This is a genomic window from Aeromonas sp. 601027 (genome assembly GCF_049174455.1).
Lineage (GTDB): Bacteria > Pseudomonadota > Gammaproteobacteria > Enterobacterales > Aeromonadaceae > Aeromonas > Aeromonas veronii_A.
Genome location: NZ_JAAKTN010000003.1, coordinates 180,077 through 191,681, shown reverse-complemented (window position 1 = coordinate 191,681; position 11,605 = coordinate 180,077). Strand labels below are relative to the sequence as shown.

The 11,605-nt window shown below is 60.6% G+C and carries 11 protein-coding genes; 3 read left to right on the top strand and 8 right to left on the bottom strand.

Annotated elements, in window-relative coordinates:
* Window positions 1-120: 120 nt before the first annotated feature.
* A complete protein-coding gene (gene gabT, locus G5193_RS06095) occupies window positions 121-1,410 on the bottom strand; it encodes a 4-aminobutyrate--2-oxoglutarate transaminase (protein ID WP_421171739.1) in 1,290 nt (429 codons plus the stop codon).
* 124 nt (window positions 1,411-1,534) lie between these two features.
* Complete coding sequence (locus G5193_RS06090; protein ID WP_421205405.1) at window positions 1,535-2,998, bottom strand: NAD-dependent succinate-semialdehyde dehydrogenase; 1,464 nt, start codon at window positions 2,996-2,998, stop codon at window positions 1,535-1,537.
* Window positions 2,999-3,416: 418 nt separating this feature from the next.
* Here G5193_RS06090 and puuR point away from each other — a divergent pair, with 418 nt between their 5' ends.
* On the top strand, window positions 3,417-3,953 hold the full coding sequence (puuR, locus tag G5193_RS06085; RefSeq protein WP_337072501.1) for an HTH-type transcriptional regulator PuuR: 537 nt from the start codon (window positions 3,417-3,419) through the stop codon (window positions 3,951-3,953).
* Between the two features lie 45 nt (window positions 3,954-3,998).
* Window positions 3,999-5,276, top strand: a complete 1,278-nt coding sequence (locus tag G5193_RS06080) for an NAD(P)/FAD-dependent oxidoreductase (protein ID WP_216953179.1) — start codon at window positions 3,999-4,001, stop codon at window positions 5,274-5,276.
* Window positions 5,277-5,404: 128 nt separating this feature from the next.
* Here G5193_RS06080 and G5193_RS06075 read toward each other — a convergent pair whose 3' ends face one another.
* From G5193_RS06075 to tsaA, 6 genes are all read right to left on the bottom strand, one after another.
* Window positions 5,405-5,653 (bottom strand): DUF3297 family protein, encoded by a 249-nt coding sequence (locus tag G5193_RS06075; RefSeq protein ID WP_005347440.1) that lies wholly within the window; start codon window positions 5,651-5,653, stop codon window positions 5,405-5,407.
* A gap of 206 nt (window positions 5,654-5,859) precedes the next feature.
* Window positions 5,860-6,348, bottom strand: coding sequence for a TIGR00645 family protein (locus G5193_RS06070; protein WP_040065876.1), 489 nt, complete (start codon window positions 6,346-6,348; stop codon window positions 5,860-5,862).
* A gap of 181 nt (window positions 6,349-6,529) precedes the next feature.
* Window positions 6,530-7,912, bottom strand: coding sequence for an ATP-binding protein (locus G5193_RS06065; RefSeq protein WP_216953180.1), 1,383 nt, complete (start codon window positions 7,910-7,912; stop codon window positions 6,530-6,532).
* Entirely contained in the window at window positions 7,912-8,586 is a 675-nt protein-coding gene (locus tag G5193_RS06060; protein ID WP_216953181.1) for a response regulator, read from the bottom strand. The genes G5193_RS06065 and G5193_RS06060 overlap by 1 nt, the downstream gene beginning before the upstream one ends.
* A gap of 230 nt (window positions 8,587-8,816) precedes the next feature.
* A complete protein-coding gene (locus G5193_RS06055; protein ID WP_064341216.1) occupies window positions 8,817-9,365 on the bottom strand; it encodes a cytochrome b in 549 nt (182 codons plus the stop codon).
* A gap of 288 nt (window positions 9,366-9,653) precedes the next feature.
* On the bottom strand, window positions 9,654-10,358 hold the full coding sequence (gene tsaA, locus G5193_RS06050; protein WP_421205403.1) for a tRNA (N6-threonylcarbamoyladenosine(37)-N6)-methyltransferase TrmO: 705 nt from the start codon (window positions 10,356-10,358) through the stop codon (window positions 9,654-9,656).
* Between the two features lie 213 nt (window positions 10,359-10,571).
* On the opposite strand from tsaA, the gene G5193_RS06045 reads away from it, so the two are divergent.
* Window positions 10,572-11,570 (top strand): NAD-dependent epimerase/dehydratase family protein, encoded by a 999-nt coding sequence (locus G5193_RS06045; RefSeq protein ID WP_158109737.1) that lies wholly within the window; start codon window positions 10,572-10,574, stop codon window positions 11,568-11,570.
* The last annotated feature ends 35 nt before the right edge of the window (window positions 11,571-11,605 follow it).

Below are 11,605 nucleotides of genomic sequence, written 5' to 3'. Positions count from 1 at the left end.
GTGGTGATACCGGTCCTTGCAGTGGCGGCGCATTGTGCATTTGCAGGGCCCCCTTGACAAGTAAAAAAGGGGGGCGAAACTGCATTTTTTTGCACAGGTTAGCGATTGCTTTCCTGCTGGTCAGTCCAGCACGGCCTCCAGCGATTTTTCAAGGAGTCGCAACCCTTCGTCAATCACTGCCGCAGGGGCGGTCAGGGGGGCGAGAAAACGGATGACATTTGCGCGCACCCCGCATGAGAGCAGGATCAGACCGCGTTTGCCCGCCTCGGTCACCAGACGTTTGGTGAGGTCGGGATCGGGCCGGCTGGCATCACGTTGTTTCACCAGTTCCATGGCCACCATGGCTCCGGGTCCACGAATTTGACCTATGCAGTCAAAACGCTCGGCTATGCGTTCCAGTCCCGCCTTGATCTGCTCACCTTGCGCCTGGGCCTTCTGGTTGAGCTGCTCCTCTTCGATCACCTGCAACACCGCCAGCGCGGCGGCGCAGGCAATGGGGGAACCGGCATAGGTGCCACCCAGGCCCCCCGGCTTGGCGGCGTTCATGATCTCTGCCTTGCCGACTACTGCAGAGAGCGGGAAGCCCCCCGCCAGACTCTTGGCCAGGGTCATGATGTCCGGCTCGATGCCGGCATACTCGGTGGCGAAGGTCTTGCCGGTGCGGCAGAAGCCGCTCTGGATCTCGTCACAGATGAGCAGAATGCCGTGCTGATCGCAGATGCTGCGCAGCTTTTGCATAAAGCTCGCGGAGGCAGGATAGAAGCCACCTTCTCCCTGTACCGGCTCGATGATGATGGCGGCAACGCGGGAGGGTTCGATGTCGGCGCTGAAGCAGAGATCGAGGGCGTACAGGGCATCCTCTTCACTTACCCCCAGATAGTCGGCGGGGAAGGGGATGTGGTAGACCTCACCCGGGAAGGGGCCAAAGCCGGTCTTGTAGGGGACCACCTTGCCGGTGAGCGCCATCCCCATCATGGTGCGGCCGTGAAAGCCCCCCTTGAAAGCGATGGTGCCGCTGCGACCGGTATGGGCGCGGGCGATCTTGATGGCGTTCTCGACTGCCTCGGCACCGGTGGAGAGAAACAGGGTGCGTTTCGGGGTCGGGCCGGGCACCAGGGCGTTGAGCTTTTCGGCAAGCTCGATATAGCCCGGGTAAGGGGTGACCTGAAAGCAGGTGTGGCTGAATTTTTCCAGCTGCTCGCGCACCGCCGCCACCACCTTCGGGTGGTTGTGGCCGGTGTTGAGCACGGCGATGCCGGAGGCAAAGTCGATGTAGCGGTTGCCCTCCACATCCCACAGCTCGGCATTTTGCGCACGGTCGATAAAGACCGGCAGCAGGGTGCCGACGCCGTTGACCACGGCCGCTTCGCGGCGTGCTTGCCACGCCTTGTTTGATTCTGACTGACTCATCTTTCCTCCCTGAGGGGCCGCAGCCCCGGATATTCCCTGAAAATGTGGTGGGCGATCTGGCGCCCATTACCGCCGAACAGCCCATCGGGCCAGATCGGCGGCCTGTCGTCTCTGTTTTACTGCCCTAGCGAATGGCGCCAAAGCAGAGATATTTGGTCTCCAGATACTCCTCCAGCCCCTCGGCGGCCCCTTCCCGGCCCAGACCTGACTCCTTGATGCCGCCGAAGGGAGCCAGCTCAGTTGAAATGATCCCCTCGTTGATGCCGACCATGCCGTATTCAAGCTGCTCGGCGACGCGCCAGACACGGGCGATATCGCGGCCATAGAAGTAGGCGGCGAGCCCATAAGGGGTATCGTTAGCCAGCGCGATGGCTTCGGCTTCCGTCTCGAAGCGCACCAGCGGGGCGACCGGGCCGAAGATCTCCTCCTGCAGGATGGGGTTGGTTTTATCCACCTTGCCCAAAATGGTAGGTTGGTAGAAGAGGGGGCCGGCGGGGTGGGCTTCGCCCCCCAGCAGTACTTCGGCACCGGCGGCGACTGATTGCTGCACCAACTCGGCTACCTTGCTGGCGGCGGCGGGGTTGATGAGCGGGCCGATCTGGGTGCCTTCCGCCATGCCATCTCCCACCTTGAAGGCTCTGACGGCAGCGGTCAGCTTCTCGGCGAAGGCGTCATAGATACTGGCCTGCACCAGAATGCGGTTGGCGCAGACGCAGGTTTGCCCGGCGTTGCGGTATTTGGAGGCGAGTGCCCCGGCCACGGCGGCGTCGAGGTCGGCGTCGTCAAAGACGATAAAGGGGGCGTTACCGCCCAGCTCCAGCGACAGCTTCTTCATGGTGTCGGCGCACTGGCGCATCAGCAGCTTGCCGATGCGGGTGGAGCCGGTGAAGGAGAGCTTGCGCACCACCGGATTGCTGCACAGCTCGTTGCCCACAGCGCTCGCCTGATGGCTGGTGACGATATTGATGACACCGGCGGGGATGCCCGCCTGCTCGGCCAACACCGCCAGCGCCAGCGCGCAGAGCGGCGTTTCTGCGGCGGGTTTGATGACGATGGTGCAACCCGCTGCCAGCGCAGGGCCCGCCTTGCGGGTGATCATGGCAATGGGGAAGTTCCACGGAGTGATGGCGGCGACTACCCCGACCGGCTGCTTGATGGTGGCCAGCCGGCGATCGCCGCTAAAACCCGGGATGGTGCGGCCATAGGCGCGCTTGCCCTCCTCGGCGAACCACTGGATAAAGCTGGCGCCATAGGTCACCTCGCCCTTGGCTTCTGCCAGCGGCTTGCCCTGCTCGCAGGTCATGATGCGCGCCAGCTCGTCGCTATGGGTTGTGATGGCGGCAAACCAGGCGTAGAGCTTGTTGCTGCGCTCCTTGGCGGTCAGCGCAGCCCAGGCGGGTTGCGCCGCGTGGGCGGCCGCGATGGCGCGGCGGGTATCCTCGGCATCCATGTCGGGCACCTGGGTAATGACGGCCCCGCTGGCAGGATTGGTCACCTCGAAGGTGCGGCCGCTGGCGGCCTCGCACCAGTGACCAGCTATATAGGCACGGGATTTGATCAAGCTTTGATTGGAACTGGTAGCGGACATGGCAAGCCTCGATGATGAAACCTGGCAGCAAGGTGGCGATGATGCGGCTCATCCTGTACTGCTGCCGTATAAAATAATAAGCACAGAGAGACCATAAATTGAGCGCAAATGTTTTTCAAGTGTTAAATATATTTGAATTGTTGGTGTGTCGCATGCTAGAAATTGGGCTGTGTAGCGCAGTTTAACCAGATGAACAGGGTATCGCACGATAAGTGGTGTGCAAAATAATGAACGCCAGGCTGTGTAAGATAGCAAACAGTGATGCCATGGCTGGTCCGCTATTTTAACCAGTGGCAACAGGGAGGTGGCCAATGTACCAACGTGACAAGGGAATCGATGGCGGAGGCCTGCCATGAGCGGGGCGCCAACCCAGAGCAGCAGTACCCGCTCCGGTCAGGGGGCTGCACGGCAGGCGAGCATGGGGGAGCGGCTGGCGGCGGTGCGTCATCAACTGGGGCTCTCCCAGCGGAGGGCGGCCGAGCTGAGCGGCCTGACCCACGGTGCTATCTGCATGATCGAGCAGGATAAGGTGAGCCCCTCGGTCGCCTCGCTGCAAAAGCTGCTCACCGTATATGGCTTGCCATTGTCACGCTTTTTTGCCGAAGAGGAGCTGAGTCGCCCGCCGCAGGTGGTGATCAAGGGTGATCAGTTGATCGAGCTGGGCAGTCAGGGGGTCTCGATGAAGCTGGTGCACAACGGCAACAACCGCCGCCAGCTCGGCTTTATGCTGGAGACCTACCCCCCGGGCACCGACACCGGTGGTCAGGTGACCCACCAGGGAGAAGAGGTGGGCACTGTGCTGGAGGGTTCGGTGATCCTGACCGTGGCAGGAGAGAGTTATCAGCTGGAGGCGGGTGACAGCTATGTGATCGACACTGGCGAACCCCACAGCTTCAGCAATCCGTCGGGGGAGACCTGTCGCATCGTCAGTGCCCATACCCCGGCCAGTTTTTAATCTTGGAATAGGGTTTGCCAACCAAACCGGTAAGGAAACAGGATCATGACCGAACATGTAAACAGTTACTACGCAGCCAGCGCCAATAAACACGCGCCCTACCCGACACTGACCGAGCAGCTGGAGTGCGATGTCTGCGTCATCGGGGCGGGGTATACCGGCCTCTCCAGTGCCCTGCATCTGGTGGAGAAGGGCTACAAGGTGGTGGTACTGGAGGCAGCCCGGGTCGGTTTTGGCGCCAGCGGCCGCAACGGCGGCCAAATAGTCAACTCCTACAGCCGCGACATTGACACCATAGAAGCGAACTGCCCGCCGGATCAGGCCAGGCTGCTCGGTTCCATGCTGTTTGAGGGGGGGCAGATCATCCGCGAGCGGATCAAACGCTACAACATCCAGTGCGATCTGCAGGAGGGGGGCGTCTTTGCCGCCGAGACCGAAAAACAGTTCCACGAGCTCAAGGCGCAGCAGGCGCGCTGGCAGAAGTGGGGCAACGACAAGCTGGAGCTGCTCGATGCCAGAGGCGTGCGCGAAGTGGTGGCGAGCGATCGCTACGTCGGCGCCCTGCTCGACAAGAGCGGCGGCCATATTCACCCCCTCAATCTGGCTCTCGGCGAGGCTGAAGCGATCCGCATGCAGGGTGGGCAGATCTTCGAGCAGTCTGCCGTTACCAGCATCACCCCGGGCCAGCCTGCTCTGGTCAAGACCGCCAAAGGAGCGGTGAAGGCGCGCTACATAGTGGTGGCCGGTAACGCCTACCTCGGCAATCTGGTGCCCGAGCTTGCCGGCAAGAGCATGCCTTGCGGCACCCAGGTGATCGCCACCGAGGTGCTGGGGGAGGAGCGGGCCCGCGAGCTGCTGCCGCAGAATTACTGCCTGGAGGATTGCAACTACCTGCTCGACTACTACCGCACCAGCGCCGATCACCGGCTGATCTATGGCGGCGGCGTGGTCTATGGCGCACGGGATCCGGCAGATATCGAGCGGCTGATCATCCCCAAGATGCTCAAGACCTTCCCCCAGCTTAAAGACGTCAAGGTGGAGTACACCTGGACAGGCAATTTCCTGCTCACCCTGTCGAGGCTGCCACAGTTTGGTCGCATCGGCCCCAACATCTACTACATGCAGGGCTACAGCGGCCACGGTGTCACCTGTACCCATCTGGCGGGCAAGCTGCTCTCCGAGGTGCTGAGCGGTCAGGCGGAGCGCTTCGATGCCTTTGCCAAGCTGCCGCACTACCCCTTCCCGGGCGGTCGGCTGTTCCGCATTCCCTTCACCGCCGCGGGCGCCGCCTGGTACACCTTGCGCGATCGGTTGGGGGTATAAGGGCTGCCCGGCGAGAAATATGGTCTGGTGCTGGCGACGATGCGAGCGCAGATGCCAGCACAAATGCCGAAAAACAGAAGGCCACCGCGAGGGTGGCCTTCTGTTTTACCCGAAGCGGGTTGCCGCGATTAGCTGTAATAGGCTTCGACGGTGCCCTTGAGTTTGATCAGGATGGGTTGACCACGGCGATCCAGCGCCTTGGGGGAGGGGATCTTCACCCAGCCTTCACTGATGCAGTACTCCTCGACATCGGTGCGCTCTTTGCCGTTCAGGCGAATACCGATCGGGTGCTCGAAGCAGGCTGCCACATAGTGAGGGCTGCGGGGATTGCAGGAGAGGTGATCCGGCAGAGCCGGTTTGGTGCTGGTATCGCTCATCGATATAACCCGAAATGAATAAAAAGTGGGTCATTGTAGAGAATGCCGCCATGGCATTCAAGGCGGCCACAATACCGGCCAAGGCGGGCGGCCATTTATGTTGGTGACTTGCTTATCCCCGTTGCCAATCCATCCCCAGCTCGGGGCGACCGCTATGCCCGATCCGGATTGCGTTATCGGGCATAGCGTCTATTACAGGCTGACTTCTATTTGCGGGTCAGCTTGTCGAGGTAGCCCATGGCGAAGGCCGAGAGGACAAAGGTGATGTGGATCAGCAGGTACCACTTGATCTTGTCGTTGGGGAGGTTTTCGGCATTCATAAACACCTTGAGCAGGTGAATGGAGGAGATGGCGACAATGGAGGCGGCGACCTTGTTTTTCAGGGAGCCGGCATCGAGCTTGCCGAGCCAAACCAGTTTGTCGCTCTCATCCCCTACATCGAGGCGCGAGACGAAGTTCTCATAGCCGGAAAACATCACCATCACGATAAGTCCCCCCACCAGGGTGATATCGATCAGCGACAGTGTGACCAGCACCAGATCCACCTCTTTCATCTCCAGTATGTTGGGCAGGATATGGAGGATCTCCTGAAAGAATTTCACCCCCAGTGCCAGCAGTATGAGGCTGAGCCCAAGATAGATGGGGGCCATGATCCAGCGGGATGCGTACATCAATCTTTCAAACATGTTTTCCATAGTGCGATTAAAGATCCATCAAATGGTTAACAAACGAGTCGGCCATAGCTTAACCGAGATGCCTCACATCTCAAGCATCTCGATAGCATATTGCTGAATTGGGTGGTGCCAGGCAGGATTTTTTAACCCCGGGGAGGGCGATGGAGCGGTTGGCAGGGCTCGTGGCCTTGCCCATCCGGTGTCAGGGAAGATCCAGGGTAAAGCGGGCACCGCCGAGGGGAGATTCATCGACCCGGATCTGGCCGCCGTAGCTGTGAACGATCTCGGTCACGACAGCCAGACCGATGCCCTGGCCGGGCGAGCTGTCAGCGCGCACGCCACGCTGAAAGATCTGCTCCGATTTGGCCGGATCGATGCCCGGGCCATCATCTTCTACCTCGATGCGTAACCGATCGAGATGGCGGCGTACTGTCACCTTCACTTCGCTGATGGCAAATTTGCAGGCGTTGTCGAGCAGGTTGCCCATCAGTTCCATCAGATCGCCCTGTTCGCCGTGGAAGAGGGCATCATCATCGAACTGGAAGTGGGTCTGCAGCTTCTTGTGGCGATAGACCTTGGCCAGACTGGCCAGCAGCTTCTCGATGAGCGGTACCGGCTCGGTGCCCTTGCTGGCGAGGCGCTGGCGACCGGTGACGGCTCGTCTGAGTTGGTACTGGATCATCTGATCCATGGTGAGGATCTGTTCATTGATGTTGTCGTGGATCTCCCTCCCCAGCTTCATTTCGCGGGTGGTGATCTGGATCAGCGCCAGCCGTGTTTTCAGGCTGTGAGCGAGATCGTTGAGGGCATGCTGGTAGCGCTGGGTCTGCTGGCGTTCGTTCTCCAGCAACTGGTTGATGGAGTCGGTCAGCGGGGCCAACTCCCGTTCAAAATCATGGGCGATAGCATCCCGCTTGCCTGCCCGGATGTCGTCGAGCTGATTGGCGATAGTGCGCAGGGAGCGGAGGCTCCAGAAGGTGGTGAGCAGCAGCAGCCCGGCTAGCAGCAGATAGGCGAGCAACGCCTGTTTGGCCGTCTGGTAGAGGTAGGCGCGGGACTCTTCGTGATAGCGTTTGGCCGAGTCAATCATCACCACGTAGTAGGCTGTGGTGCCGCTGCCGGGATTGCGGGTAAAACGCAGGCTGTAGACGAAGTAGCTCTCGCCGTTCTTGATGGTGTGCTTCTTGAAGAAGTAGTCGAGATCCATTCCTCCCAGATACTTCATCAGGTCCCGACAGATGGTCTGTTTGGCCTTGATCACCTCCGGCATATGGAGGCTTGACCAAATCAGCTCGCCATCGGCACGACAGATCAGCGTATCGAGATTGCTGTTACTGACCTGGCGGGAAATGCGTCCGATCTCGGTGGCTTCGCTGTTGACTGGCTTGGTAGAGGAGAACATCTTGGCCAGGTTCTCCTGCATGCCGGCGCTCGCCTTCTGGCTCTGCTCCTCCATATGGCCGAGGTAGAGGGCATAGACGGCGAACCCCATGCTCAGTGCGATGACCAGCAGCGAACTGAGCAGCAGTTTGATGTGCAGAGAGCTGCGGAGCATCCTGATGGGACGTGGCAGATGAAACTGCATCAGCTACAGGAGAGGTTGAAGATGTAGCCCTGACGACGGATGGTCGAGATGGGTTGAATCGTCCCTTCCGGATCCAGCTTTTTGCGCAGGCGGCTCACCATCACCTCTATGGTGTTGGGATCCCCCTCTCCATCGCCGTAGAGCTGGTCGAGTAACTGCTGCTTGGAGACCACCTGACGGGCGTTGCGCATCAGGTACTCCAGAATCAGGTATTCAAAGCTGGTGAGCACTGCCACTTCACCGTCGATGGTCAGCTCCTTGCGGGAGAGATCCAGCTCGTAATCACCGGCCTTCACTCTGGGGGAGATAAAGCCGGCGCTGCGGCGCATCAAGGCATTGAGGCGGGCCAGCAACTCATCTTTCTGGAACGGTTTGACCAGATAGTCATCAGCCCCCGCCTCCAGTCCTTCGACCTTGTCCTGCCAGTTGCCACGGGCGGTCAGCACAATGATGGGGAAGGGGATCTGCCGTTCGCGCAGTTGGCGGATCAACTGCAAGCCATCCATATCGGGCAGACCGAGATCGATGATCGCCACATCAATGGGGTAGTCGGCGGCATAGTGCAACGCAATTCCGGCCTGATCGGTGCTGTATACCTGATTGTTGGCTTCGGTCAGCAGAGAGGAGAGGTGGTGATTGAGCAGCTTGTCGTCTTCGACCAACAGAATTTTCATGATGTGAACGGTCATAGGGGTCCAGACTGTCAATTAGAAAGTGTATGTCGCTTTGAGTCAATTCGAATCCTATCGTGCAGCTCCTGTATCGGGACTGAATCATAAGGCGTTCTGCTTGTAGAGACCTGTCAGAGGCCTGAGCAGTGGGCCGCTTCAGAGACACCGGTCTTGTCGCGTTCAAAAAACAGAAGGGGCAATGTGTGCCCCTTCTGTTTTTGTTCTGCTGCTTGTTAGCTGCGGCGTGGCGGCAGCATATTGGTGAGGGTGTTGTCTTTGAGAATATGGTGGTGATAGAGGGCCGCCACCGTGTGCAGGCCGATCAGGGCGTAACCGATATTGCCCAGCGTCTCGTGTACCTCCTTGATCAGCCCCTTGAGGTCCGGACTTGGGGAGAGCAGGGCAGGCAGCTCAAGCCCGAAGAAGGGGATGGGCTTGCCCGCGGCGCTCAGCAGCAGCCAGCCAAACAGCGGGGTGAGAATAAGAAAACCGTAGAGGGCGAGGTGGGCCAGTTTTGCCAGCTTGTGCATGACTGGGGAGAGCTCGGGCACGATGCGCGGCGTCGGGCTCATCCAGCGCAGGGCCAGTCTGACAAACACCAGGGCGAAGATAAGCAGCCCCAGCATAAAGTGCCACTCCTTCATCAGATCCCGGCCAGGGTCCCCCTTGGGGAAGATATCGCGAAATTCGATCAGGGCGTAGACGGCGATCATGGCCCACAGGGTCAGCCAGTGCAGCCCGATATTCAGGGTGCCATAACGTTGTTCACTGTTCATCAGCATAGGTTTGTTCCTTCGAAGTGCTGTCACATCCGTGTGGCATCCCCGCACTCAAACGTGTCGGAGCGAGGCCAGATCCTTTGGCTGCAACAGCCGAGCTGCCATGCTTACCATCAACCGGCAGCCTGCGGCTGGCCTCAGTCAGAGAGGAGATGCCCTCTGCTGTCTGCATGGTATCACTGGTAACCGGGTGGATAGTCTGATCAATGCCACACAATTTACAGGCTCATTAAGCCCCTTGTGACGTGAAGAAGGCGTGAAATAGCATCCGTGATGTCGGCCTGCCAAGGTTCAGGCGGGCTCGATGGCCAGCACCACGCAATCCGGCTCGCTGATGCGAAAACGGACGTTGCAGTCAAACAGTCGCACCCCGTACTCCTTCTCATCGGGCTTGCCCTTCTTGTAAGCGGGGCGCGGATCTTGCGCCAGCACTTCGCTTACCAGCTGGCGCAGCTCGGGGTGGGCCTTGAACCAGGTTTGCAACTGCTGCTCGGCCTCGGCACTGAAACTCACCGCCAGCGGCGGGGTGGGCGCGTCGGGGGCAAAACCACCACGGGCATCCGGCAGGCTGTCGGCATAGGGAATATAGGGTTTGATATCGACGATGGGGGTGCCATCGAGCAGATCCACCGCCCCCAGCTCCAGCCACAGCTTGCCCCGCTCACGGCCGATCCCGTGCAGCTCGACCACCGAGAGCCCTAGCGGATTGGGGCGGAAGGTGGAGCGAGTGGCAAAAACCCCGACCCGTTCGTTGCCGCCAAGGCGTGGCGGGCGCACTGTCGGGTGCCAGCCCAGCGCCATGGTCTGGTGAAAGACGAAGCTGAGCCACAGATGGGAGAACTGCTCGATGCCGCGCAGCACATCCGGCTGATCGTAAGGGGGGAGCAGCTCGAGGCGGGCGCGGGCCGATTTGACCAGTCCGGGCTGGCGGGGGATGGCGAACTTCTCCTTGTAGGGAGAGCGGATGATCCCGAGGGTGTCGATTTCGAACTTCATGGCGGATCCTGACTGAAAACCCCGGCAATTTAGCACAGGCGGCCCCAAAACGCAGGTTCGGCCTTATTACGCCTATTTCTGCGGCGCTGCCGTGATCCCTGTCCCATCCCGGCCAGTCGGGGGCTGTGCCCGCGCGCCAAGTTGCGTAGGGTGAAGGCAACTGGCGTGTCAGGATGAAATGTGCGCACTCGCGCCGAAGGGGGAGGGAGAGGGATGAAACTGCTGATTATCGGTGGCACCGGCTTTTTGGGGCGCCACCTCACCGCGCTCGCGCTGGATTGGGGCCATGAAGTGACCCTGTTCAACCGTGGCCTGCACCAGCATCCGGACTGGCGCGATCTGGTGCAGCTCACCGGCGACAGGGACAAGAGCCTGAGCGCCCTGCAAGGGGCCGGGTTGCAGTGGGACCTCGTCATCGATACCTGCTGCTATCGCCCCGAGCAGGCGGCGAGCCTCTCGGCGGCTTTGCGCGGGCGCTGCGCGCGGCTGATTTTTATCTCCACCATCAGCGTCTATCGCGATTTCTCAATGCCCGGGATGAATGAGTCGGCGCCGCTGCATGCTATCCCCGAAGGGGAGATGCCCACTGACTATGGCCCGCTCAAGGTATTGTGCGAGCAGGAGTATCGCGCCCGCTGGGGCGCTCGGCTCTGCATCTTGCGCCCGGGTGTGCTGTGCGGCCCCCATGATCCCACCGGGCGCATGGCCTGGTGGGTGAGGCGGGTGCAGCAGGGTGGGCCCTGGTTGCTGCCGGGCAGTGGCGAGGATCGCTTGCAGTATCTCGATGTGCGCGACTGCGCCGAGTTTGTGTTGCGCGCGGCCGAGCAGCAGCTATCGGGCATCTTCAACCTGCTCAAACCCGGCATTACCTTGAGTGACTGGCTGGAGCGGCTGAGCGCCCGGTTGCAGCCCGCCAGACCCATTCAGCCCGAGTGGCAGCCTTGGCCCACCCTAATGGCAGCCGGTATCGAGCCCTGGCAGAGCTATCCCACCCTCTTGCCCTGCGCGCAGGCGGAATTTGCCGGTTACGGCTCTATAAGTGCCGAGGCGGCCATCGTTAAGGGGTTGAACTTTCGGCCGCTGGAGGAGACCGCCGCCGACCTTGCCCACTGGCTGGCCATCGAGCCTGCCGCCGGGGTGGCGGAACATGCCATGACTCAGGCCGAGGAGACTTCGCTACGGCAGCAGCTGCTGGAGCCCAGTCTGCAATAGGAGAGGTGCATCAAGCCGCTGCTGCCGAGCGTGGC